Origin of the sequence: Mangrovimonas spongiae, from assembly GCF_003944795.1 — a bacterium.
Classification (GTDB): Bacteria; Bacteroidota; Bacteroidia; order Flavobacteriales; family Flavobacteriaceae; genus Mangrovimonas; species Mangrovimonas spongiae.
Window position 1 is genome coordinate 1 of record NZ_RWBG01000003.1, and the last position, 26,615, is coordinate 26,615.

Consider the following 26,615-nt stretch of genomic DNA (forward strand, 5'->3'; position numbering starts at 1 on the left):
TGCCAACGGGTTTGTGTATGGCTTGTTGCGGGAAATCCGCAGAGGATTTTCCGCTGTATGACCAAAGATAGCAAATTGCAATGAATTCCGATTAGGAATTCAGCCGCAATGAGCTATACACGGTGTTACAAAACGTTTTTATACTCTCCGTTTTTGTATTTTAATGTTTCGGTTTTTAGTTTTATTTCTTTGGAAGCTTTTTCGCAATTTTTGTTAATTAAATACTGACTAATGGTATCAGTTATTTTTATGTCAGCGTAACCATTACTCTCATTATTTTGAATCTCTATTTTTTTAGAATGCTTTTCAAAGCTTCCTTTACAGGTTGTATCTGTTTCTCCAAAAACTGATTTAATAGTAAACCGTTTTAATAGTCGATTTAATTTATCATCTTTTAAATCATAAAGAGACCATTCGGTTCCGTAAAATGGATTGGCTCTGCCACCACCAGAATATTCAAAAATCAAACCAAATGTAATGGTTGATTTATTCAAATGATGGGTTTTCTTTTCAATTGATATTTTGTCAATTCCCATAGCATCACTGTACCAATCTTTTTTTTGCGAAAATTTTGCTTTTATTTTAAAGGTATTCTTGTCAATAAAAATTACGTGACTATTAAATAAAATATAGCCTTCTCCCTCTTCGTCAACTTCTGGAATAATAACTAAGATACCGTTTTCAAATTCTTGTGTAATCGCAAGTTTGTAAAAAATATCAGATTCTTTAATTTCAATTTTTTTTGCAGTTCTTTCAATCAATTTTTCACTCTTTTGACCAAAAAAGTTTGTTGAGAATGTCAGAATTATTAAAAAGAGCAATATTTTTTTCATAAATGTTTTGTAACTCGTTATATGTGCACTAATATACACATTTAAACAGTCTATTTTCCGGATATCGTGACTTTTTTGTCTGGATAACCATAATTCTTTAAACCCTTAACAGTAGCATCCAAAGGATTACTTATACGCATTAAATCTTCCTTAGCCACATGAGTATATATCATAGTAGTTTCAGGTTTTGTATGCCCTAATAAACTTTGTATATGACGCAAATCAACCCCGTTTTCCAGCATATGTGTGGCATAGCTATGGCGTAACGCATGTGGTGAAATAGCAGGTGTTATATGAGCCATATTACAAGATCGTTTTAGCATATGTCTAACCGAACTGGCATGATACGGTCCACCATCACGCCCTTCAATAAGGAAATGGTTTGGCCTATAGGTTTGTATATAATTAACCAACATTGGTTTAAGTACCTCGGCCAAAGTAACCATACGATCTTTTCTGCCTTTACCACGCCTTACAAAAACTTGTAGTCGTTCAAAATTTATATCTCTAGGGTGTAATGCTAGCAGTTCACCAATACGTAATCCACCAGAATACAACAACGAAATAATAACACGATGTTTAAGATTTTTAGTGACCTGTATTAAGCGTATAACAGCTTCTTTAGAGATTACTTTAGGTAAATTCTTATCGCGTTTAGGGCGTTCAAATTCACTCGCATCAAAAGTATCCATGTCGCAAAATGTCGTTAAATATTTTATAGCACTCACACATTGTCTATGGCTACTTATACTATAATTTTCTTTATACATAACATCGCTCATAAACTTATCTAAGCACGAATTATCCCATTTATCAATAGCCAATAACCTATGGTAGTATGCAAACCTTAAAATAAAATACCCATACGTACTTACCGTTTGTTCACTTAAGCGTTTGCCACGTAAAAAAGAGGCATACTCATTAAGTAAAATTTTATGACTCTTAGGAAGTCTATTAAATAGTTGCTTTTTATTAAACTTAACAGGTTTTTTTTTAGCTGGCTTAAAAGCCTTTTTAGGCTGTTTGGTCATAGCAGAATAATTTACATAGTAGCCTTTATCACGTAAATAGGTAAATAAAAGATGAAGTGTTTTTTCTGTATATGCCACATAAAACGTTCTGTGTGTTTTAGACCAATATACATGCGGAAACTCACGAATATATTCTTTAACACTACTATCGTATTTAAAACCAATAGCAATATTAGTCGCGTTGTTATGATGTAAAGGTGTAAGTGTAATGTGTTTCATAATCAATACAGTATAAATATAGATGAAAAAAGTATGCTGCCATAGAATTACCTCAAGGTTATACGATATTAATTGATTAACAAACGACTGTAAACAATTACAAACGGATATAAATAAGTAATAACCGATTATTTTTAACGACTCACATCATATTTGCCTTGTCGAAACATAAGAACTCGATAGTATTAACTGTTTAACCAGCCTGCGTCTGTCAGGCATTAAAATTTAAATTATGAACACGCTTAGAAACAAAGTACAGTTGATTGGTAGATTAGGGCAAGACCCAGAATTCGTGACTTTTGAAAACGGTAATAAAATGGCCAAGTTTTCAATAGCTACTGATGATAGCTACAAAAACAAAGATGGTCAAAAAATAGAACGTACTTATTGGCACAACATTATAGTACGTAATGGGTTAGTAAAAGTAGTAGAAAATTATATAACCAAGGGGCAAGAAATTGCTATAGAGGGTAAGTTAACTAACCGCTCTTGGGAAGATAAAGAAGGCAATAAACGTTACACGACCGAAATAGTTTGTAACGAACTTTTAATGTTAGGGAAATAATAACATTAAAAATAAACAACAAAAGAGGCTTTTTATAGCCTCTTTTTTTATTGAAAACGATTTCGAATTAAATAAAACGGAAATCTTAAATAATATTAGAGTTCTTGCGCTTTGTTTTCTATTTTTATACAAAACCAAAACAATTGTAATGGGCACACAACCAAAATTAACACGATTTAAGCAAAACGTTTTATCAAAGTATCAAATCTATAACAGCATCTTCATGACGTTGCCTTTCAATACCATTTCTAAAACGGGCGTGCTATTACCATTGTTTCATGAAACTTGCGAGAAAGGGTTTAAAAATGGCGATGACCCCACAACCATTGTGCAAACATTTTTTAAAAAATATCAAGCGCGACGTAACGAAGAAAGTCAGATTAATTTGTTATTTCGGTTTATACAATACATAGAACGTCAAGTGGTTTTGTTTGATGCTATAGAAGATGCCGCCTTTCCTGTAGTTAATAACATGGATGGAATTGGTACGTTACGAAGTTTAAAAGAATCGGTTGTATCCGATAATAAATTAGATACTTTAAGAACCTATTTAGAAGAATTTAAAGTGCGTATTGTATTAACAGCGCATCCTACACAGTTTTATCCAGGGGAGGTTTTAGGTATTATTACCGACCTTTCCAAAGCCATAAAAACCAATAATCTATTAGAAATTAACGACCTCTTAGCACAGTTAGGAAAAACGCCGTTCTTTAAACACGAAAAGCCAACACCTTACGATGAAGCGGTTAGTCTAATTTGGTATTTGGAGAATGTATATTACCAATCGTTTGGAGCTATTTTCGATTATATTCAAGAAAATATTTTCGATGGTCAGCCCGTACAAAACGACATTATTAATATTGGGTTTTGGCCAGGAGGGGATAGAGATGGAAACCCTTTTGTTACCCCAGAAACAACCCTAAAAGTCGCTAATAGATTAAAACAAACCATTATAAAAAACTACTATCGTGATATTAGAACTCTAAAACGTAGATTAACGTTTAAAGGTGTTGAAGAACATGTGTTAGATTTAGAATCTAAGCTACTTCAAATGACTGATAATCCAAACGACAACACATTAACAGCTAACGCTTTTATAAAAGCACTAAAAACCATTCGTGATAGTCTTGTAACTAACCATCAGTCGTTATACGTGTCGCTAGTTAATAGCTTAATTAACAAAGTGCATTTATTCGGCTTTCATTTTGCTAATTTAGATATTCGTCAAGATAGTCGTGCCCATGCCAAAGTGTTTAATGCCATGGTAGATAAGCTTATTGAAAGCGGGAGCAGTATTTTTCCAAGTAATTATCAGGAGTTGCCCGAAAAGGAACAAGTTAAAGTGCTTTCAGAAATTAAAGGCCACGTTGATGTATCCCTTTTTGAAGATGATGAGGTGTTAAAAACCTTAAAAACCATTCAAGCCATAAAAACTATTCAGCAAACCAATGGCGAGAAAGCAGCTAATCGATACATAATTAGTAATAATCAAACCACATTAAATGTTATGCAGCTTTATGCCATGTTAAAGCTTGTGGCATTTGAAGATGATTTAACCGTTGATATTGGCCCGCTATTTGAAACCATAGAGGATTTAGAAAATGCACCGGCCGTTATGGAAGAGTTATACACCAATCCTAACTATGCTGCTCACTTAAAAAAACGAGGTAATAAGCAAACCATTATGTTAGGCTTTTCCGATGGTACCAAAGATGGTGGTTACCTTATGGCGAATTGGGGTATTTTTAAAGCCAAAGAACGTTTAACGGAAGTGTCGCGTAAATATGATGTTACGGTTATTTTCTTTGATGGTCGTGGTGGCCCACCAGCACGTGGCGGTGGAAAAACACATCAATTTTATGCTTCTCTAGGGCCAACCATAGAAGATAAAGAGGTGCAGCTTACCATTCAAGGGCAAACCATAAGTTCTAATTTTGGAACACTAGATTCCTCGCAATACAATTTAGAGCAGCTTATAAGCTCGGGAATTCATAATCGTTTGCATGAGACTAACTCAGGCATGTCCAAAGATAATACTGCTGTCATGGATGATTTAGCCCAAATAAGTTACAATACGTACACAAATTTTAAAGCGCACCCTATGTTTGTACCTTATTTAGAGCGTATGAGTACCTTAAAATATTATGCAAAAACTAATATTGGAAGTCGCCCTTCTAAACGCGGAAAATCTAGTAAACTTGTTTTCGAAGATTTAAGAGCTATTCCATTTGTGGGAAGTTGGAGCCAATTAAAACAAAATGTGCCAGGTTTCTTTGGAGTAGGAACGGCACTAAAACATTATGAAGACAATAATGAGTTCGATAAAGTAAAACAACTCTATAACGAATCGAGTTTCTTTAAAACCTTAATAGAGAATAGTATGATGTCGTTGTCTAAATCCTTTTTCGATTTAACAAAGTACATGGCTGAGGATTCCGAGTTTGGTGACTTTTGGACTATTATTTTTGAAGAGTATAAAACCACCAAACGTCTTATTTTAAAATTAACAGACTATACCGAACTCATGGAGGAAGAGCCAGCAGGTAAAGCATCAATAGCTATAAGAGAATCTATTGTTTTACCGCTGTTAACTATTCAGCAATATGCTTTAAAAAGAATTCAGACGTTACAGAAAGAAACTAACCCTGATAAAGCACAATTAGACGTATTTGAAAAGTTAGTAACCAGATCGTTATTTGGAAATATTAATGCTAGTAGAAACTCAGCGTAAATCTAATAGTTAAGTTATCCTTTTAAAGGACATTTACATAAGCTTGGTTATGAGTGGTTAGGTGATTCGGTATTAAAATTATAAGCTACTTTTTATTTCATTTTCGATGGTTTCGAGATAAATTTTATCCATAGGATTTGAATAGGGATCAAACATTCTCTTTCTTGAAATGTAAAGCTCCTTTGTTTTGTCCAAACAAGATTTATATTTGGTGGGGTTATCTAATTCTCGGTATGTTAATGCCATGTAATATGAATTTTCGGCCAACTGATTGCTTTCAGCCTGTTTTTTAAATGTGTTTATAGCTTTTTCAAATTGATTTGTTTCCCAATACAGAACACCAAGATGCAGGTAATCGTATACACCAACAAAATTTTCCTGTTCGTTAAGTAGTATTTGTTTTTCTATAATAGCAATAGCTTTTTCTTTTTCACCAATAGCTTTATAGCATAAACCTTTGGCAATGTTTAAGTGATAGGTGCCGTTTTGTGAGTAACCAATATCGTAATCCACTAAGCTATCTAGTTTTTCAATATCTTCTATTAGCCCCTCATAATCTCGAAAAAACTGATAGCGACACCAACCTCTATATCCTAAATGTGTTTTGGGATTTAAAGCCACAGCTTTATCAATAAGTGTTTTCCATGTTATGAAATCGCCACTTTTTAAATAGGCAATGGATTTTGCCCAATATGGGTAATCAAATGTAGAATCTATTTCTATAGCGCGATCAAGGATAGATTGATATTCCTTACTAAACTGATAATGTCCGCTAATTTCCATGGCCTTTATACAGGCCTTGTATTTTAAGGTGTCTCCATAATGTTTAAAGGCTTCACAGTTAGGCTGTGCAAAAATATTAGACAGTGAGAAGAACAGAAATACGATGCTAATTTTTTTCATTATGGTAAAATGTCTATGAGTTGTCCTTCCTTGATTTTAAAAATAAGATACATATAGTAATCTACTGAAATATCATCCCTATGTAATATTTCCCATTTTTCGATGTTTTTTGTAATAGTTAGAAGTTGATTAACAATGCGATTGTCGAATGTTTTTTCTTGATAATTGTAATCGGATTGTAAAACCCTAAACCGACCAGCTTCCCCCTTACAATTAATGATAAATCGTAACCTAATATAACCATTTTGCTTATTGTCGATAAAGGGTTTGTATTGTGATTTAAATAAGTCTAAAATTGAAGATTTCTCGCCTTTATATACAGGGCCTTCACTCAAATTGAAGTATTGTAGAACGTTATCATCGCCTTTACATACTCTAAAGTCTGAATCGTCAATAGCATTGTTTTGCTGGATGTCGCCAACCCACCGTAAGTAGCTTTGTGTGCTTTTAGTTTTGGTTTGACAACTTAAAATCATCAAAAATAGAATTGCAATAAATGTTTTTTTCATCGATGCTTTTTATTTTCTTCAATTTAAGATATTCTTACTAAAACCACCAAACAAAAGCGGATAATGCTATCAATGCATAAAATATGAATAAAAACACTTCTAGCTTATGTTTCTGGATATACTCTATCATATAAAAACAGTAAACCCATTGTGTGTTTTAGGAAATGCTAAACTTCAAAAAAATGACAATGGGCTTTTCAAATTGATTAATAGCCAATTTTTTATTTAATAAGTACCTTTTTGGAGATCATACCTCTATCAAAATCTAATTTTAAGATATAAATACCCGACGCCATTGAGCCAGTTGCAATTTCTGATTCTGACCCTGTTTTTATTTTTTGACCAGAAATGGTATACATACTGTAGCTCTCTAACTGAATGTTATTGGAGGTTTCCACTTCTATACTTTCGGCAGTAGTAATTACTTTAACTGCATTTTTTAATTGAAACTCATCAACACTCAAAGCATCTTCCGTAACAGGATTAAAACCTGTCCATAACGCTCCTGCATCAGTCACGTAAGCACCCATTGTACCTCCAGGGATATGTAGGTGGATAGTACTACGATCCTGATTAAAAGTATCTGAGTTGGGCGCACTGCTTGTAGCGATTGTTGGCGGCACCATACCCTGGCAATAAACGTCTGTAATAGCATTAGTCCCACCCATACCTCCAAATGCAACTACACCTATATTGGTAACACTTGCTGGGATAGTAATGTTATTTAAAGCGTTAAAACGAAAAGCAGCATCACCTATACTAGTTACGTTATTTCCTAAAACAAGATTGGTCATATTGTTGTTTTGTGCAAAGGCAATATCATCAATAGTAATGACACTATCTGGTATAATTACTGAGGATAAATCATTATTAAAAAAAGCATTCTCACCAATATTTACAATACTGTTTGGAAGTGTTACGTCAGTTAAGTTTTTATAATCAAAAGCAAAATCGCCAATTTCAGTAACACTATATGTTATTAAACCATTTGGTATTGTTGCAGGAATATTAACGACAGTTCCTCCAGCGGTATTGTAGTCTACAGCTTTAACAGTGCTATTTGCAACTGATGTCACTTCATAAGTAATATAGTTATTTACATAAGTATCGCCTACATTCAAATTTTCGGTTACAGTATTAAAGCCTGTCCAAAGCGCTCCTGCATCGGTAACATAAGCAGCTGTTGTACCTGCTGGTATGTATAAGTCTATATTGCTTCGATCTCCATATAGAGCAAACGAATCGTTATTGTTTGCTTCTGTAATTATTATAGGAGGTGTTGTTGCCAGTGTAGTTACTGTTGACAACGAATAATTCCCTCTAAATGCACCAATACCAATACTGGTTACATTATTAGGGATTGTAATGCCTTGTAACTGACAGTATTGAAAGGCATATTCATCTATTGTAATTAAACTGCTAGGTAAAACAACACTAGAAAGGTTGGTATTACCAAATGCTTGCTTTCCTATACTAGTTACAGCATTTGGAATACTAACACTAGATAATGAAGCAGCTCCTTGAAAAAAATGATCACCAATGGCTGTAACATTGTACGTTGTGCCTGCATTTGAAACTGTGACGGGAATATCGACATTTATATTATTTAAAGTGCCTCCTGATACCGCTGTAACGGTATTTGCAGATGTTACGGTATATTGTAAAATATTGCCATAACTATCTGTAGCAGTAAAGGTTTGGGAATAGCCTATAGCCACCATAAAAAGAGTAAGTAAAGAAAGTAGATTTTTTTTCATTGTTTTTGGGTTTTAAAAATTAATAATATCATCTAAACTATTCCTGAATAGACCAACATCAAAACAAAAAATGGCGATTGTGACCAATACCTAAAAAAATAGTGATGAAGCATTTTGCAGTAAGTATAAAAGGTGTCTTTTTATTTTTATGCTTTTGAATCTATTGTTTTTAAAGGGTTTGTGACGAAACCATTTAAATTAGTGACGAACACAAAAACCTGTTTTTAAACGCTATTTTAATTAATATTACATTTGTTTAAAACAGATTAATTGAAATTTACGCGTTATATTTTCGTTTGCCTTTTTTGGCTGCAATTAAGTTATGCCCAAGAATATATTTATCAACAGTTTGATGTAGATGAAGGGTTGCCTAGCTCAGAAGTGTATGATATGTACCAAGATCGACTAGGGTATATTTGGTTCGCAACCGACAAGGGCTTATCACGCTACAATGGCTACGAATTTGAGAACTTTACTACCAAAGATGGTTTGCCGGGAAATACCATATTAGATTTTTATCCGCAAGACAACGGACAAATATTTTGTTATGAATATCACAGCCAAAGCCTCTTTTATTTTAATACAGTATTTGATGGTTTTAAAGATTACAAATACAATCATCTGCTTAAAGAACAACTGAATTCGCAAACCGTTATAAAAAGTGTTTCAGTAAATGCTAACGGCACCCTGTATGTTGGGGGGTATTATTTGCCAGGTTTTATTGAAATTACAAAGGAAGGTATCTTAAACAAAGAGTTTGACAAAAACACAATATTTAATAATCCAAACGAAGTAAGATCATTTAAAATGGGCTTTCAACCCGAAAATAAAGTCTTCTTTTCGGTTTATCACAACTATAAATCACGTGAAAACATCCGAATTTTTGACTTGGATAATGGTATAAACTCTAGAACGGATTTTAAAATTTTAAACGATGAATATGCTCTATTCATTGGTAAAAAACTAGGTATAATCAATACAGATAATAGCATTCAATACGTAAAAACAAAACAATACCCTATATGCATAAAACCTATTAATAACAACTTGTTTTTTGTAGGGTATTATAGCTTGGGTGCTGAAATAAGAGACGTTCACGGTAACATTTATGAAAGATACTTGCCCAATAAATCGGTTTCCAATTTTCTTATAGATAGTGAAGGCGGGTATTGGATTAGTACTTTAGAGAATGGTGTGTTTTATATAAAAAATCCTAAAATAAAAGTATTTACAGAAGATCACATATCATCTTTAGTAAAAGACAATAACGGAAATCTATTTGCTGGTTTTAATAATGGTGATATTGGTAAAACTTCAAAAGACAGTATTAGTAGACTTTACAAAGGTTTAAACAATACTGCTGCATTGGTAGAGTTTGATGCTGATAATAACCGTATTTATGGCTATGGCGATGGTTATCTTATTGATTACACAACAAATGCCCTATCTTATTATCTCTCGGCAAGTAAACTGCCAGAACAAGTTACAAACCCACTTTTGGCATCTATGGCACATACGTTTTTTGTAAAAGACAAGGACAGTCTTAAAAGCATACCCTTGACCACTAAAGTCCAAGATGTTTGTATGTACGATAATACGATATTAGTAGGGACGTCTTCTGGACTGTATGCTCACAAAAACGATAGCACATACAAATACCAACCAAGTACACTGTTTAAATACAGGATTGACGATCTTGATGTAAATAAAAAAACAGTTTATATGGCCACACAAGGTAATGGTGTGGTTGTATTTAGCGATAAGAATTATAGCATTACCAAAGAAAACGGACTAACAAACAATATTGTAAGCGAAGTACATATTGAAAACGATTCCACTATTTGGGCTTGTACCAATTCTGGATTGAATAGAATACATTTTAATGCTGATAACACTTTCAATATTACCACTATTACCAAACAAGATGGTTTAGTTAGTAATGATATAGATGATGTCGAAGTTATCAACGATACTGTTTGGGTAGCTACAAAAAAAGGCCTTTGCTATTTTAATGAAAACGTTTTAGATGAAAAGGAAGCTTTAAACATCCAATCCTTATCCTTAAAAGAAATAATAGTTAATAATGAAAGGGTATACGACAAGAAGATCAAACTTGACTATAGTCAAAATAATATTGATTTTAAGCTACAAGCCATTTCTATAAAAAACACCAATAATATTGACTATTACTATCGTTTAAAAGAAGCAGACAGCGTCTGGACAAAAACAAAATCTAGAACGATTAGTTTTCCATCGTTGTCTCCCGGAAATTACACCTTCGAAGCCAAGGCTAAAGTTTTTAACAATCCAAACACGCTGTTAACATCCTACACGTTTAAGATTTTACCACCGTTTTGGAACAGTTGGTGGTTTTATGCTATTTGTTTACTGCTATTATTTGGACTTTTGTATTGGTTTTTTAAAATTCGTGTACTTATCTATAATCAAGATATCATAAGAGAATTAATACGATTAGCTGTTAAACGTTTAAAACGTAAAGAGCTGTTTTACAAATTCCGATCCAATGGTGAGGATTTTAAAATACCAACTCATAGCATTTTATATGTTAATGCTCAAGGCAACTATCTAGATATTGTCACTACAAACAAAACGCATACTATTCGTTGTAAAATAGGTAGTTTTATTGCCACAACACCAGATGCTTTAGAATATTTAAGAGTACACCGTTCCTATATCATTAGGATAGATAAAGTAAGTAGCAAGGGAAAGAATTTTGTAGTTATTAAAGATGAAAAAATCCCTGTTGGTGAAACATATTTGGGTGAGATGGACAAAATTCAGTTTTAACACTAAATGTGCCAAAAGTAAACACTAAAAGGAGTTCTTATTATGCTACTTTTTTAAGCAAGTCGAAACAAGGGCATTTGCCACAACGTTTGCTTTCGCCTTTTTTGTACTTTTTACAGCACTTGCTTTTAACCTTGTTAGCGTTAATAACACCTGCTTTATGTAAGGTTTTTAAAGCCTTTTTTTGTTTTTTCTTATCTTTCTTTTTCTTGCCCAAGGTGCTAAGTTGTAGATTGTTGGGCAAAAGTAAATTATTTTAATTAATTCTAAATAAAATTAAGTGTTAAAAAATAAAAACCTCTAATGTGTTACCACTAGAGGTTTTTTTGGTTTATTTTTAAACGATGATTATTCCAAAGTATCCGAAGCTGCAGTGCTAACTGTTATTTGCTCAATATCGCGATCAAATAAATATAAACCACCTTTATCGTTACCTATCATATTTATTTTGTCTAGAATGGTTCTGGCCATAGCTTCTTCTTCAATTTGTTCGGCAACATACCATTGTAAAAAGTTGTGTGTGGCATAATCTTTTTCTTCTAACGAAATATGTACTAAGTTGTTAATGCTTTCAGATACAAACACTTCGTGTTCAAACAAAGTTTCAAACATTTCTTTAAATGACTTAAAGGTTACGTTTGGCGCTTTAAGTTCAGAAATATGGGCGTGCCCGCCACGTTCGTTTACAAATTTTACCAATTTAAGCATATGTTCGCGTTCTTCATCAGATTGCGAATACATAAAACCAGCTACACCTTCTAGTCCTTTCACTTCGGCCCAACAAGCCATAGCTAAATAAATTTGAGACGATTCGGCTTCAACTCTTATTTGATCATTTAAGGCTTTTTCTATTTTTTTTGATAACATAATCTTTTTTGTTTTACGTAAAGTTAGTCAATAATAGGGATAGAATAAATTTAAATTACTACTGTTAAAAAAAGATAGACTGGGCTAACCTAAACGTATTTGCATGGGCGTTTATAATGGTTTTAATATTGGGCGAATAGCCACCGCCCATACTACACATTACAGGGATTTTGTTTTGCTTACATGTGTTTAAAACAAAACGATCCCGTTCCTTGCAGCCAGCTATGGTTACTCCTAACTTCCCTAATTTATCTGTAGTAATTATATCTACTCCCGATAAATAATAAACGAAATCTGGTTCTTGCTCTTCTATAATTTTAGGTAAACTGTTTTTTAAAATAGAGAGATAGGTGTTATCATCAGTATAATTTTCTAGTTCAATATCTAAATCACTTTGTTCTTTTTTAAAGGGATAGTTATTTTTACCATGTATAGAAAATGTAAATACTTTGGAGTTGTGTTCGAAAATTTCAGCAGTTCCATTTCCTTGATGTACATCTAAATCAACAATAAGAACTTTTTTACAATATTGTTTATTTAATAAATGCATTGCTGCAATAGCTTGATCATTCAGTAAACAAAAGGCTTCCCCTCGATTAGAATAAGCATGATGCGTGCCACCAGCAATATTCATAGCAATGCCATATTTTAATGCGTACTCAGAAGCAATTAGGGTCCCGTTAGTAATTATAATTTCTCGCTGTATTAATGTTCGGCTTAAAGGAAAACCTATTTTACGCGCAGCACGTTGGCTTAAAGTAAGGTTTAATAAATCATAAAAATAAGCTGCGTCATGTACTGCCAATATAGGATTGTGATTGTCTAAATATTCTGGTTCAAAAAAATTGTCATTAATACAAGTACCTTCGTGTAATAATTGTTCAGGAAGTAGCTCATACTTTTCCATAGGAAACCGATGTCCCTCAGGTAAAGGATGCTTATAAATAGGATGATACGCTATTTTTAGCATGATTTATTTATGAAGTTTTAATTGAATGCGTTTTCGCGTTTTATCAACACTTAAAACTTTAACAATAACCTGTTGGTGTAAGCTAATATGCGCGTTTACATCGCTTACAAACCCATCTGATAAATTAGAAATATGAATTAAGCCACTTTCTTTAATACCAATATCTACAAAAGCACCAAAATTAGTTACATTGTTTACAATCCCAGGAAGTAATTGCCCTTCTTGCACATCATCAATGGTTTTTAGATTTTGATTAAAGGTAAAGACTTTGGCTTTCTCTCGAATGTCCAACCCTGGTTTTTCCAATTCCTTTACAATATCTTCTAAAGTTGGTAATCCTACAAATTCTGTAACATACTGTTTAAGTTGAATTTTTTTAATGGCTGCCGAATTCCCTATCAATTCATTTATTGTAATCTTCAAATCAGAAGCCATTTGTTTAACAATACCATAGCTTTCTGGATGCACCGCCGAGTCGTCCAGAGGGTTTTTAGCAGCCTTAATACGTAAAAAGGCAGCACTTTGTTCAAAGGCTTTTTGGCCTAAACGCGTAACGTTTAAAAGGTCTTTTCTACTAGAGAAAGCGCCGTTGTCTTCACGGTGTTTAACAATGTTTTTGGCTAGTTTTTCTCCAATACCAGAAACATAGCTTAACAAGCTTTTACTTGCGGTATTAAGGTTTACACCAACAGCATTTACACAACTTTCTACCACACGATCTAGCTCGTTTTTTAACTTGCTTTGATCCACATCGTGTTGGTATTGGCCAACACCAATGCTTTTAGGGTCAATTTTTACCAATTCGGCCAACGGGTCTTGTAAACGCCTTCCTATAGACACCGCGCCACGAACGGTAACATCGTAATTAGGAAACTCGTCTCGAGCAATTTTTGATGCCGAATAAACACTAGCGCCAGCTTCGCTAACGACAAAGACTTGGATTTCATTTTTAAATCGAATACGACGAATTAAAGCTTCCGTTTCTCGCGAAGCCGTGCCGTTACCAATAGCAATGGCTTCAATTTTGTATGCTTCGGCCAAAGTGCTAATTTTTTTAATAGCGCCTTTACTATCATTTTTTGGCGGATGCGGATAAATGGTTTCGTTATGCTTTAAATTTCCTTGTTTATCTAAACACACTATTTTACAACCAGTCCTAAAACCAGGGTCGATGGCCAAAACACGTTTTTCACCTAAAGGCGACCCCAATAATAATTGTTTGAGGTTTTTTGCAAATACAGTAATGGCAGCATCATCGGCTTTAGATTTAGCATTTTGAAGTGCCTCGTTGGAAAGTGATGGTAAGAGCAATCGTTTGTAAGCATCTTTTATGGCCAGTTGAATGTGTAAAGCGCAATCGTTTTGTGAACGTATGGTACGTTGTTCCATCTTGTGGATGGCACGTTCATCATCAATCTCAATTTTTACACGGATAAACCCTTCGTTTTCGGCACGTAAAATGGCCAATAACCGATGTGAAGGAATGCGGTTTAAGGCTTCGCTCCAATCAAAATAATCACGAAATTTTTGTGCCGATTCGTCTTCTTTTTTTGTTTTAATAACTTTGGTAGAAATAGTAGCGAAACGTTCTAGTTGATAACGAATGTTGTTTCTAAAATCGGGACGCTCGTTTAGCCATTCGGCAATGATATGTCGAGCGCCTTCTAAAGCTGTTTTAGGGGAATCAATATTATTTTTCACGTATTTGAAAGCAATAGATTCGATATCGTTGGCATTTTGAGCCATAATAATTTTTGCTAAAGGTTCTAAACCTTGTTCTCGGGCTTTATCGGCTTTGGTTTTTCGGTTTTTTTTGTAGGGTAGATAGAGGTCTTCTAAAGTGGTTAAGTCTTTAGTTTGTGCTATTTTTTCTTTTAATTCTGAAGTTAAAACCTCTTGTTCTTCTAAGGCTTTTAATATAGTAGTTTTTCGCTTTTCTAGAGTTTCAAATTCTTCCTTGAACTTTACAATTAAACCAACTTCAACTTCATCTAAATTGCCTGTGCGTTCTTTTCGGTATCTCGAAATAAACGGAATGGTACAATCTTCGTTTAATAAAGCCACCGTGTTAGTAATGGCTTTTTCAGGGAGTTGTGTATGTTGGGCGATATATGAAATCATAGTCTTTATTTTGTTGGGAAAAGTAATAAAAAAAACCTCGAAAAATAATTTTACGAGGTTTCTTAAAATGGATATGAAATGGTTTATTCAACCGCAATAAAAACAGCTAAAGGCGCTGTTTTAGTCTTTTGTATAATTAATTTGTTGTCGTTAAGTATGTAGTTGTCTGCTGTTTCGAGAGCGTTTAAAAAGGACTCTTCAATAGACATATCTACACACATTTTTTTGGTTACTGCCAAAGGTGATAACTCAAAATAGGTGTTTTCTTTTAGTTTATAGGTTCCCGTAAAATTGTTGCATCCAGCGTTACCAAATACACGGTTATCTTGTGTGGCAAAAGAGATAAAGGCATTGCTATTGGCAATATCTGTTCCGTTTAAGCTAATAAGTTGCCACTTGGTATCTGTGAAAGCAATGGTATTTGAGTCTTCTTGAGATGTTTCCGTGATGTTTTCTGTTTTAGTTACTTCTTCTTTTTCGGTATTTTTTTTAGTGTCGTTACAGCTTGTAACTAAACTAAAAACTAAGGCTGTTAGTGTTAAAGTAAGTGCTTTCATTATAAGTTTATTATTTGTTTGAATTACGTTCAAAATCTTTTCCAAAGATGTTTAGAATGTTGTTTTTAACGCGAATTTAACGTTACTCGATAATCGAGATTTTTTAATAAATGTAGTATTTTTTCAAATACTTGATGAGCTATTTTAAGGTATTCTTTGGAACAGTGTATAAATGTAAGGTCTTTCTCCACCAAAAGGGTTTGTATAGGTGTAATTTACATCTGTAATTAATTTAAAGGAAGCACCTAATTGATCTTGTAGCATTTTGACATTGTAGCGTTTTAAGGGTAAACCGCTACATTTTTCAGCACCATTAAGTGCAAAAACAGCTATAAGGACAAATCCACCAATTTTTACGGTATGCTTTATGAGGTTAAAATAGTTGGTAATGGCTTCTTCTGATAAGAAAAAATGCAATACAGCACGATCAATCCATAAATCGATTTCTTGGATGTTGTTAAGATTTTTGGATTGTGTTAAATCATCACAAATTGTGGTTAAATCGTGATTATATAACTTGTGTATACGTTCTTTAAGTTGTTGTAAAGCAACGTTGCTTAAATCGTTAGCAATAAGGTTTTGATAACCTTGCTCTAAAAGGTGATCTACGAGCGTTGTGGTTCCCGCACCTACATTTAAAATAGATGCGGTTTTAGGTAAGTTACACCTTTCCACCAATGCTAATGTTTGCTGAGGTTGTTTTTCGTACCAACCTAATTCAGCATCGGTTTTGGTATTATAAACGGTATTCCAATGTAATTTTTGGTCCATTTAACTTATTTGCAATCCGTTTGCTGCTTCTTCTTTAGCATCTGGGTTAACAAACACTAATTTGCCTTCGGCTGTCTCGGTCATTAAAATCATCCCTTGACTTTCTACACCACGTAATTTTCTTGGTGCTAAATTTACCAATACAGTAACTTTTTTACCAATAACATCTTCTGGTTTATAGCTTTCAGCAATACCAGAAACTACGGTTCGTATATCGATACCTGTATCAACTTTTAATACCAATAATTTTTTTGTTTTTGGCATTTTTTCAGCTTCAATAATAGTACCCACACGCATATCTAGTTTGGTGAAATCCTCAAAATTGATTTCGTCCTTTTGTGGTTCTACAGATTTATTAGCTGCTTCGTTAGCTTTTTTACTGGCTTCTAATTTGTCCAACTGCGTTTGGATGGCTGTATCTTCAATTTTACTGAATAACAACTCGGCTTTTCCTATGTGATGTCCTGCTGAAAGTAATTCCTCTTTTGTGGAAATATCGTTCCAAGAAGATTCTGAATCAAGTTCAGAATGACAAAGAATGTGTTTTAATTTTTTAGAAGTAAACGGTAAAAACGGTTCGCTTAAAGTGGCTAAAGCAGAAGCTATTTGGAGAGCCACGTACATAATAGTTTTCGTACGCGCTTCATCTTCTTTAATCACTTTCCAAGGTTCTTCATCGGCTAAGTATTTGTTTCCTAATCGGGCTAAATTCATTAATTCCTGACTAGCTTCTCGGAAACGGTAACGCTCAATAGAACTAGAAATAACCGCAGGATAAGCTTTTAAAGTGGCCAAAGTTTCTTCATCTACAGATGTAAACTCTGATGCTTCAGGAACCATACCATTATAGTATTTGTTGGTTAGTACGACAACACGGTTTATAAAGTTCCCGAAAATAGCGACGAGCTCGTTGTTGTTTCTTGCTTGAAAATCTTTCCATGTAAAGTCGTTATCCTTGGTTTCCGGTGCATTGGCCGTTAAGGCATAACGTAGTACATCTTGTTTATCTGGGAAATCTTCTAAATATTCTGGTAACCAAACGGCCCAGTTTTTCGAGGTAGATAATTTGTTGCCTTCAAGGTTTAAAAACTCGTTGGCAGGTACATTGTCAGGTAAAATATATGACCCTTCGGCTTTTAACATACTCGGGAAAATAATACAATGAAAAACGATATTGTCTTTCCCGATAAAGTGTACCAGTTTGGTATCTTCATTTTTCCAATAGGATTGCCAATCTTTACCTTCGCGTTGTGCCCATTCTTTGGTGGCCGAAATATACCCAATTGGCGCATCGAACCACACATAAAGAACTTTGCCTTCACCACCTTCCACAGGAACAGGGATACCCCAATCCAAATCACGGGTAACTGCACGTGGACGAAGTCCATCGTCAATCCACGATTTTACTTGTCCGTAAACGTTAGGTTTCCAATCTTTCTTATGGCCTTTTAAAATCCATTCTTTTAAAAAGGCTTCGTGTTTATCTAACGGTAAAAACCAGTGTTTGGTTTCTTTTAAAGTTGGAGTGTTTCCTGTGATGGCCGATTTAGGGTTAATTAAATCGGTAGCATTATGGCTGGTACCGCATTTTTCACATTGGTCGCCATAAGCTTCTTCAAAACCACATTTTGGACACGTTCCTATAACGAATCTGTCGGCCAAAAACTGATTGGCTTCAGCATCGTAAAGTTGCTCGGTAACCTCTTCTATAAATTCCCCTTTATCATACAAGGTTTTAAAAAATTCTTGTGCCGTTTCGTGGTGAATTGGCGCTGAAGTACGTGAGTAATTATCAAACGAGATACCAAAATCTTCAAACGACGTTTTTATAATGGCGTGATATTTATCAACAATATCTTGAGGTGTGACACCTTCTTTTTTAGCTTTTATGGTAATAGGTACACCGTGTTCGTCGCTACCACAAATAAACGCTACATCGTTGCCCTGCAAACGTTGGTAGCGTGCATAAATATCGGCAGGCACATATACACCAGCCAAATGCCCGATATGAATTGGGCCATTGGTGTAAGGTAATGCTGCGGTAATAGTATATCGTTTTGGTTGACTCATTTTAAAAATCTTATATGTTGACGGTCGTAGTTTGAGACCTTAAATTTATGAAGGCAAAAGTACGTAAATTAAGAGCGTTTCTGAAAAAAAATGTACATTTACCCATATGACTAAAAACATACTAATTATTGGCATTTGTGTGTTGTTCTCTTGCTTTGGAAATCCAACATTGAAAGCACAAGCAGCCATACAAAAAGACATAAAAACATTGATACAACCACCATACTTAAAAGTTGGCGATACTGTTGCTATTGTGGCGCCTTCGGGGATTTTAAAACATAGACAAGATGAAGTTAATCGCTCTGTTGCGTTATTAAAAAGCTGGGGGTTGCACGTTATTATTGGTGAACACGTTTTTAAGCAAGACGATCATTTTGCTGGAACCGACGATGAACGTTGCGAAGATTTACAACACGCTATGGACGACCCAAGTATTAGTGCTATTTGGGCTGCAAGAGGTGGTTATGGAACGGTACGAATTTTGGATAAATTGGATTATACCAAATTTAGAAAACACCCTAAATGGGTTATTGGTTATAGCGATATTACAGCATTGCATAATCAGTTAAATGTTTTGGGCTTTGAAAGCATACACGCCATGATGTGTACAAGTATGACCAAAGATAAAACCAATTTAGAGCAGACTATTGCTACGTTTAAAAAAGCCCTTTTTGGCGAATCGTTAAGCTATACGTTGAAAGGCTCTAAATACAATAAAGGGGGTAAAGTTTCTGCGCCTATAGTAGGGGGAAATTTAACCATTTTGCATACCATGTTAGGATCTAATACTAGTATAAATACCAAAGGTAAAATTTTGTTTTTTGAAGAAATAGGCGAGTACAAATATCATATAGATAGAATGTTGCAAAGCCTAAAACGCGCTGGATATTTTGATGATTGCGCAGGAGTAATTGTTGGCGATATGACTAAGTTGAGAAAGAATACCACAGCTTGGGGAAGCTCGATAGAACAGCTTATCCTTGATGTACTTGCTGAATATGATTTCCCTGTAGCGTTCAACATGCCAACGGGGCACGAAGATGATAACCGCGCAATGATTTTGGGAAAAACTGCACAACTAACAGTTAACAAAGAGCAATCAATACTAGTATTTGAATAATAATTATTTGTCATTCTGAACTTGATTCAGAATCTATTTTGTAAAAAAGTAATACAAGCAGGAGATTTCTGCTTTCGCAGTGATATTATGGCACAACACAACGAACTTGGCAAAAAAGGTGAACAGTTGGCGGTAGATTTTCTTTTACAAAAAGGCTATGATATCGTAGAACGAAACTACCGTTTTGATAAAGCCGAAGTTGATATTATTGCACAACAAAAAGATACTTTGGCAATAGTTGAGGTGAAAACTCGCTCCACGGCCGATTTTGGCAATCCGCAAGATTTTGTAAAACCCAAACAAATTAAAAATCTCGTAAAAGCTGTTGACGAATACGTGACCGAAAATGGGTTAGATGTCGAGGTGCGTTTTGATATTATTGCTATTGTAAAGCAAAAAAATACTTTTGAAATAGAACATCTCGAAGATGCTTTTTTTCATTTTTAATAAAAAGATAGACGTTGTTAACGTTTTGCTAGAATTCTGTAAAAATTACTGTTTTAAAGCTTCTTTTACAGCGTTTACATCGTAAGGTTTAGCAATTATAGTTTTGTCTTTATCTAACAAAAAGTAAGTAGGCGTAGAGGTAACACCATAACTTTTCGCTACAGGATTGTTCCATTTTTGAAGCCCTAAAACATGTGTGAAATCAGGGAATTTTGGAATGGTTTCTAACCAATTTTTATCATCATCTTCCATACCTAAAGCAATAACCATTAATTCGTTTTTAGGAATGTCTTTCACAAAGGTTTCCAGTTGCGGTAATTCTTTTAGGCAATGCCCGCAAGTGCTACTCCAAAATACAACAAGGTATTTATTGGCGTTATTTAGGTTATGAAGTGTTGTGTTTTTTGAATTAAAAATCACATCGAAATTAGGAGCTAAACTACCTTTTGAGGTTCTTTTATAGGTTGTTATCATTGTAGCTAAATTGGTATTGTTTTGCGCATTAGCAAAATCTAACAAATAGGTGTCTGTAATATAATTAGCCATAACATCGTTACCTTGATTAACAAACTCTTGCCAAAGCATTTCTAAATAGGCTGTTTTGGTTTCAACAGTTGTGATTTTTTTAGTCAAACGATCTATCTGTGTTTTGTAGTCGCTATTTGTATTAGACATGCCAAATACAAAGGCAAACACTTTATTGGTTAAAAAATCTGAACTCAATAAAAGTTGACTCTCAAAGTTTAAATAATCTAAAAAGTGTGTTTTTACATGCGTTGTGTAGGTGTTATAATCTTCATACGATGTTGGAATATATGGTTTATTTGCTTTAATAAACTCTAAAGCCATAGGATTATCTTTCGCAGCATTTTCAAAAGCCAATTGCGCATCTTTTAATGTGTTGAATATTTTTATGAATGTTGATGACGATTTTCCATCATTGCTGTAAAAATGATTGATGGTTGTGTTGGCAGCTTCCATACTATTTTGGTAGGAAGCCCATAGTTTATTGTCTTTAGATTGCGAGTATTCAACACCTTTATCTAAGTTAAAATGTAAGGTAATGTCGTCTTTTCCGTTGTAAAGAACATCAAAATTGTTGTCTTCAGGAGGAAGCGCATAAACAAGTTTGTAAATGCCTTTTTTGTAAGTAGAATCGATGGTAATACTAAATTTACCTTCTGGAGAAACGTCACTTTGACTAACATAGTTAGCACCTTTAGGTGTGGCTTGATATAAAAAGACATAGCTAAACTCTTCAGGAGGCATAAAAGTACCATTTATGGTGTGTTGAGCCCAAGAGACATTACATATAAAAACAACTAAAACAACGAGTTTTTTTATCATTTGTGATTTTTACTTTAGTTATACAATTATTAAGCCACAATAGGTTTTAAAGCTTCCATAGCTTTATTTACCGACGATATCTTATCAAAAGTAAGTAATAGGCGTAACCCGTTACGGGTTTGTTTTTCTTTCATTTTACAGCTTTGCGGATGTGTTTGAACAAACTTTAATACGTTAGTAAAAGCGTTGCTTTGGTAAAATCCGCTTTGTTGATTAGTTATAAAATATCCGATAAGTTTTCCTTTTTTCATAACGACTTTTTCCAGACCTATTTTTTCTGCTAACCATTTTACACGTACACTATTAAATAAATCGATGACTTGGTTTGGAAGTTCGCCAAAACGATCAACAATATCTTTTTCAAAGCTTTCTAAATCCTTTTCGGTTTTAAGCTCGTTTAGTTTGGTGTATAAATTTAAACGTTCGGTAATATTATTAACATAGTCGTCTGGGAATAAAATTTCGAAGTCGGTATCTATGGTAACGTCTTTAACATATTGTTTAGGTTTATTATCGTCTTTGTAAAGCTCTTTAAATTCGTTTTCTTTTAATTCTTCTATAGCTTCGTTAAGGATTTTTTGATACGTATCAAAACCAATATCGTTAATAAATCCGCTTTGTTCGCCTCCCAATAAATCGCCAGCACCACGAATTTCTAAATCTTTCATCGCTATATTAAACCCACTGCCAAGCTCTGTAAATTGTGCTAAAGCTGTAATACGTTTTCTTGCATCTTCTGTCATGGCAGAATATTCTGGAGTGATAAAATAACAAAATGCCTTTTTGTTACTACGCCCAACACGACCACGCATTTGGTGTAAGTCACTCAGACCAAAATTATTAGCATTGTTTATGAAAATGGTGTTAGCATTAGGCACATCAAGACCGCTTTCTACAATAGTTGTACTAACTAAGATGTCGAATTCACCATTCATGAATCCTAACATTAATTTTTCTAGTTTTTTTCCATCCATTTGCCCATGGCCAATAGCAATTTTGGCGTCTGGGGCTAAACGTTGTAAGAGTCCAGCAACTTCTTTAATGTTTTCAATTCTATTATGAATAAAGAAAATTTGTCCGCCACGTTGTATTTCATAGCTTACAGCATCGCGAATGGTTTCTTCGCTAAAACGAATAACATGACTCTCGATAGGATAACGATTTGGTGGTGGTGTTGAGATTGTTGATAAATCTCGTGCAGCCATTAAACTAAACTGTAATGTACGCGGAATAGGGGTTGCGGTTAGTGTTAAAACATCGATATTTTCTTTTAAAGTACGTAGTTTTTCTTTTACCGAAACACCAAACTTTTGCTCTTCATCTACAATTAGTAAACCAAGATCTTTAAACTTGACAGTTTTATTGGCCAGTTGATGGGTTCCAATAATAATATCTACAGCACCATTTTCAAGATTTTCTAAGGTAATACGTTTTTCTTTGGCAGTTCTAAACCGGTTTACATAATCTACCGTTACAGGAAAATCTTTTAAACGCTCTTTAAAGGTACGATAATGTTGATAAGCCAAAATGGTAGTAGGTACTAAAACAGCCACTTGTTTACCATTGTCAACAGCTTTGAATGCTGCACGAATAGCGACTTCGGTTTTACCAAATCCTACATCGCCACAAACTAATCTGTCCATGGGGCGTTCACTTTCCATATCAGCTTTTATATCGGCAGTAGCAGAGCTTTGGTCTGGCGTGTCTTCGTATAAAAAAGAGGCTTCTAACTCATGCTGCATATAACTGTCTGGATTGTATTGATAGCCTTTTTCTAGTTTACGTTTGGCATAAAGTTTAATTAAGTTAAAGGCAATTTCTTTAACCTTTTTCTTTGTTTTTTGTTTTAAGGTTTTCCATGCTTTGCTGCCTAATTTGTATACTTTAGGTGGTTTGCCGTCTTTGCCGTTAAATTTGGTGATTTTATGTAGCGAGTGGATGCTTAAATATAAAATGTCCCGTTCGCCGTAAATCAGTTTAATAGCTTCTTGTTTTTTGCCTTCTACATCTATTTTTTGAAGTCCGCCAAAACGCCCAATACCATGATCTATATGAGTAACATAATCACCAATATCTAAGTTAGTTAACTCCTTAAGAGTAATGGCTTGTTTTTTAGCGTAGCCATTTTTAAGGTGAAATTTATGATAACGTTCAAAAATTTGATGATCGGTGTAACAGGTTATTTTGTTTTCATGATCTATAAATCCTTGATATAAAGATAACACCACGGTTTGATAATGAACATCGTCTTCAACATCGTCAAAAATATCATGAAATCGTTTGGCTTGTTGCTCACTTACACAAGCAATATAATTAGTATAACCTTTATTGTGATGTAGGTTAAGGTTTTCAATAAGTAAATTAAATTGCTTGTTGAAAGCTGGTTGTGGCGAGGTGTTAAACGTAATAACCTCTTCTGGGTTAAAAAGCGCTTGTTGCCCAAATTCAACTAAAGTAAAGTCTAATAACTGCTTTTTCAACATTGTTGAATTGCAGAATAATTCTTCAGGTTGTGCATGTTTAATATCTTTTGAAAGCGTTTTAAATGTTTCTTCTGCTTTTTGAAATAAACTATCAACCCTAGAAAACAATAGCTCCGAATGGTTTAAAAACACCACCGTTTTATGTGCCAAATATTTTAGAAAACTCTGGCGGCTTTCTTCCATAAGCTTATTGGCCACATTAGGAATAATACTAATTTTTTTAACTTGATCTGTGGAGAGTTGTGTTTCAACATCAAACGTACGAATACTATCGACTTCATCTCCAAAAAACTCAATACGATACGGTTCATCGTGAGAAAATGAAAACACATCTACAATACCACCACGTACCGAAAATTCTCCAGGTTCGGTTACAAAATCTACACGTTTAAACTTATAATCGAACAAGACTTCGTTTACAAAATCGATAGATAAATTATCGTTTACAGAAATTTTTAAGGTATTGCGTTCTAACTCACGTCTAGTAACTACTTGTTCAAACAAAGCGTCTGGATAAGTAACAATAATAGCTGGCTTTTTTCTAGAATTAATACGGTTTAAAACCTCGGCACGAAGAAGTACGTTAGCGTTATCGGTTTCTTCAATTTGATAAGGCCTGCGATAACTTCCCGGATAAAATAAGACATCCTTGTCGTTAAGAAGCAATTCTAAATCGTTTAAATAAAAAGCGGCTTCTTCTTTGTCATTAAATACAAGTAAGAATGGCTTATCTGAATTTTTAAAAGATTCTGAAAGTACAAAAGATAGCGACGAGCCTACAAGACCTTTTAAATGTGTTCTTGTTTGGGATTGGGCAATAGCAGTTTGCAGATTTTGCGTTTGCAAAGTCTGTGCAAAGGTTTGCGAGAGGGTAGATTTACTCAAAGCAAAATATTTTGTGCAAATATAGAATTTTTGTTAGGTACTTTGTGTTTATTTACTAGTAATAAATGCTATATTTGCACGACTTTTAAAAATAAGAAGATATGTCAATTTCAGATTTATTCGATAGTGGGTTTAAAAAACGTAACGAAGACCACTTTGCTGCTATTGTTAGAGTTGCAATGAGCGATGGCGTTATTACTGTTGAAGAACGCAAGTTTTTAGATCGTTTGGCTAGAAATTTAGATATAAGCCAAAACGATTATAAACAAATTTTGAAAGATTATAATACACATCCAATTAACCCACCAACATCCTATGATATACGTTTAGAGCGTTTATATGATTTGGCTCGTATGGTTTGGGCAGATCAAATAGAAACGGAAGGTCAAGTTAAATTACTAGAAAAACTAAGTATTGGCTTAGGGTTTAGATCTGATAATGCAAAATATATTACCGATAAAGCATTAAGCTTAGTACATCAAGGTGTAGATTTGGACACGTTTATTGAAGAAATTAAAACGATGAACAAATAACCGTTTTAAATAGTATATAAATAAAAAGCGAACCAGTTGGTTCGCTTTTTTTTATTCGTATTTTTTAATAAACTCTTCTACTTTTTCTACCATATTTTTACTGCCGCAGAAAAATGGTACACGTTGGTGCAATTCGGTAGGCTCAATATCCATAATTCGGGTATGGCCATTACTAGCTTTTCCGTTGGCTTGTTCAGCTAAAAATGCCATGGGGTTGCATTCGTAAAGTAAGCGCAGTTTTCCATTGGAGTTTTTAGAGTGTTTAGGATACATATAAATACCGCCTTTAATCATATTTCTATGAAAATCGGATACCAAAGAACCAATGTAACGAGAGGTATAAGGTCTGTCTCCTTCTTCCATTTGGCAATATTTAATATAGTCTTTTACCCCTTGAGGAAAGTGAATGTAGTTTCCTTCGTTTACTGAATAGATTTTTCCGTCTTCAGGAAATTGCATGTCGGGGTGAGACAAATAAAATGTACCAATTGCAGGGTTTAACGTAAACCCATTTACACCGTGGCCTGTGGTGTAAACCAACATAGTTGAGGTGCCATAAACCACATATCCTGCCGCTACTTGCTGATTTCCTTTTTGAAGAAAATCGTCTATCGTAACAGGTGTTCCAAGTGGTGTAACACGTCTGTAAATGGAAAAAATAGTTCCTACCGAAACGTTCACATCAATATTAGACGATCCATCTAAAGGATCAATTAAAACGACATATTTATTTTGGTTGTTTTCATCCTGGCTGTTTATGGCCACAAAATCATCTTCTTCCTCACTGGCAATACCACAAACAATATTTCTGTTGGTTAAAGTGTGTATAAATTTTTCGTTAGCATACACATCTAGTTTTTGTTGGTCTTCCCCTTGAACATTGGTTTCACCAGCAGCACCAATAATATCTACCAATCCAGCCTTGTTTACTTCGTGATTTACCACTTTTGCAGCTAACCGAATAGAATTAATAAGTCTTGAAAGTTCTCCTGAGGTGTATTTAAAGGACGCTTGATTTTCTATAATAAACTCACCTAGCGTTTGCTTTTTAATAGACATATAATATGTTTGAGATGATTGTTCTGCAA

At 34.1% G+C, this 26,615-nt stretch carries 20 protein-coding genes; 6 read left to right on the forward strand and 14 right to left on the reverse strand.

Annotated features, from left to right (window positions below; genetic code table 11):
- Nucleotides 1–125: 125 nt before the first annotated feature.
- Together EJA19_RS07150 and EJA19_RS07155 are read right to left on the reverse strand one after the other, a co-directional pair.
- Nucleotides 126–833 (reverse strand): PA3715 family protein, encoded by a 708-nt coding sequence (locus EJA19_RS07150; RefSeq protein WP_125467681.1) that lies wholly within the window; start codon nucleotides 831–833, stop codon nucleotides 126–128.
- 50 nt (nucleotides 834–883) lie between these two features.
- Entirely contained in the window at nucleotides 884–2,083 is a 1,200-nt protein-coding gene (locus EJA19_RS07155) for a tyrosine-type recombinase/integrase (RefSeq protein ID WP_125467682.1), read from the reverse strand.
- A 232-nt stretch (nucleotides 2,084–2,315) separates the two neighbouring features.
- Here EJA19_RS07155 and EJA19_RS07160 point away from each other — a divergent pair, with 232 nt between their 5' ends.
- Nucleotides 2,316–2,648 carry a single-stranded DNA-binding protein gene (locus tag EJA19_RS07160; protein ID WP_125467683.1) on the forward strand — a complete coding sequence of 111 codons (333 nt, stop codon included), beginning with the start codon at nucleotides 2,316–2,318 and terminating at the stop codon, nucleotides 2,646–2,648.
- A gap of 148 nt (nucleotides 2,649–2,796) precedes the next feature.
- Nucleotides 2,797–5,379, forward strand: coding sequence for a phosphoenolpyruvate carboxylase (locus EJA19_RS07165; protein ID WP_125467684.1), 2,583 nt, complete (start codon nucleotides 2,797–2,799; stop codon nucleotides 5,377–5,379).
- 78 nt (nucleotides 5,380–5,457) lie between these two features.
- Here the strand turns inward: EJA19_RS07165 and EJA19_RS07170 are convergent, their stop codons facing one another.
- The 3 genes from EJA19_RS07170 to EJA19_RS07180 all read right to left on the reverse strand — a co-directional run bounded on the left by EJA19_RS07170 (nucleotide 5,458) and on the right by EJA19_RS07180 (nucleotide 8,548).
- Nucleotides 5,458–6,282, reverse strand: a complete 825-nt coding sequence (locus EJA19_RS07170; protein WP_125467685.1) for a tetratricopeptide repeat protein — start codon at nucleotides 6,280–6,282, stop codon at nucleotides 5,458–5,460.
- Complete coding sequence (locus tag EJA19_RS07175) at nucleotides 6,282–6,791, reverse strand: hypothetical protein (protein WP_125467686.1); 510 nt, start codon at nucleotides 6,789–6,791, stop codon at nucleotides 6,282–6,284. The genes EJA19_RS07170 and EJA19_RS07175 overlap by 1 nt, the downstream gene beginning before the upstream one ends.
- Before the next feature lie 221 nt (nucleotides 6,792–7,012).
- On the reverse strand, nucleotides 7,013–8,548 hold the full coding sequence (locus EJA19_RS07180) for a leucine-rich repeat domain-containing protein (protein WP_125467687.1): 1,536 nt from the start codon (nucleotides 8,546–8,548) through the stop codon (nucleotides 7,013–7,015).
- Between the two features lie 270 nt (nucleotides 8,549–8,818).
- Between EJA19_RS07180 and EJA19_RS07185 the strand changes: the two genes are divergently transcribed.
- Nucleotides 8,819–11,356, forward strand: coding sequence for a ligand-binding sensor domain-containing protein (locus EJA19_RS07185; protein WP_125467688.1), 2,538 nt, complete (start codon nucleotides 8,819–8,821; stop codon nucleotides 11,354–11,356).
- Nucleotides 11,357–11,704: 348 nt separating this feature from the next.
- Here EJA19_RS07185 and EJA19_RS07195 read toward each other — a convergent pair whose 3' ends face one another.
- The 6 genes from EJA19_RS07195 to metG form a co-directional block, all read right to left on the reverse strand.
- Nucleotides 11,705–12,223, reverse strand: coding sequence for a ferritin (locus EJA19_RS07195; protein ID WP_125467690.1), 519 nt, complete (start codon nucleotides 12,221–12,223; stop codon nucleotides 11,705–11,707).
- 64 nt (nucleotides 12,224–12,287) lie between these two features.
- Entirely contained in the window at nucleotides 12,288–13,193 is a 906-nt protein-coding gene (locus EJA19_RS07200) for a histone deacetylase family protein (protein WP_125467691.1), read from the reverse strand.
- A 3-nt stretch (nucleotides 13,194–13,196) separates the two neighbouring features.
- The gene (locus EJA19_RS07205) at nucleotides 13,197–15,314 is read right to left on the reverse strand and encodes a Tex family protein (protein ID WP_125467692.1); all 2,118 of its coding nucleotides are present in this window, start codon (nucleotides 15,312–15,314) and stop codon (nucleotides 13,197–13,199) included.
- 83 nt (nucleotides 15,315–15,397) lie between these two features.
- Complete coding sequence (locus EJA19_RS07210) at nucleotides 15,398–15,871, reverse strand: META domain-containing protein (RefSeq protein WP_125467693.1); 474 nt, start codon at nucleotides 15,869–15,871, stop codon at nucleotides 15,398–15,400.
- A 144-nt stretch (nucleotides 15,872–16,015) separates the two neighbouring features.
- Nucleotides 16,016–16,642, reverse strand: a complete 627-nt coding sequence (locus EJA19_RS07215) for a class I SAM-dependent methyltransferase (RefSeq protein WP_125467694.1) — start codon at nucleotides 16,640–16,642, stop codon at nucleotides 16,016–16,018.
- Nucleotides 16,643–18,712 (reverse strand): methionine--tRNA ligase, encoded by a 2,070-nt coding sequence (gene metG / locus EJA19_RS07220; protein WP_125467695.1) that lies wholly within the window; start codon nucleotides 18,710–18,712, stop codon nucleotides 16,643–16,645.
- 106 nt (nucleotides 18,713–18,818) lie between these two features.
- On the opposite strand from metG, the gene EJA19_RS07225 reads away from it, so the two are divergent.
- Both EJA19_RS07225 and EJA19_RS07230 read left to right on the forward strand, forming a co-directional pair.
- Nucleotides 18,819–19,832 carry a S66 peptidase family protein gene (locus EJA19_RS07225; protein ID WP_125467696.1) on the forward strand — a complete coding sequence of 338 codons (1,014 nt, stop codon included), beginning with the start codon at nucleotides 18,819–18,821 and terminating at the stop codon, nucleotides 19,830–19,832.
- Between the two features lie 87 nt (nucleotides 19,833–19,919).
- Entirely contained in the window at nucleotides 19,920–20,279 is a 360-nt protein-coding gene (locus EJA19_RS07230; RefSeq protein ID WP_125467697.1) for a YraN family protein, read from the forward strand.
- Between the two features lie 45 nt (nucleotides 20,280–20,324).
- Here EJA19_RS07230 and EJA19_RS07235 read toward each other — a convergent pair whose 3' ends face one another.
- Nucleotides 20,325–21,626, reverse strand: a complete 1,302-nt coding sequence (locus tag EJA19_RS07235) for a TlpA family protein disulfide reductase (RefSeq protein WP_125467698.1) — start codon at nucleotides 21,624–21,626, stop codon at nucleotides 20,325–20,327.
- A 29-nt stretch (nucleotides 21,627–21,655) separates the two neighbouring features.
- A complete protein-coding gene (gene mfd / locus EJA19_RS07240) occupies nucleotides 21,656–24,994 on the reverse strand; it encodes a transcription-repair coupling factor (protein WP_125467699.1) in 3,339 nt (1,112 codons plus the stop codon).
- Between the two features lie 101 nt (nucleotides 24,995–25,095).
- On the opposite strand from mfd, the gene EJA19_RS07245 reads away from it, so the two are divergent.
- Entirely contained in the window at nucleotides 25,096–25,527 is a 432-nt protein-coding gene (locus tag EJA19_RS07245) for a tellurite resistance TerB family protein (protein ID WP_125467700.1), read from the forward strand.
- A 51-nt stretch (nucleotides 25,528–25,578) separates the two neighbouring features.
- On the opposite strand, the gene fbp is transcribed toward EJA19_RS07245, so the two are convergent.
- A complete protein-coding gene (fbp, locus tag EJA19_RS07250; RefSeq protein WP_125467701.1) occupies nucleotides 25,579–26,586 on the reverse strand; it encodes a class 1 fructose-bisphosphatase in 1,008 nt (335 codons plus the stop codon).
- Nucleotides 26,587–26,615: the final 29 nt, after the last annotated feature.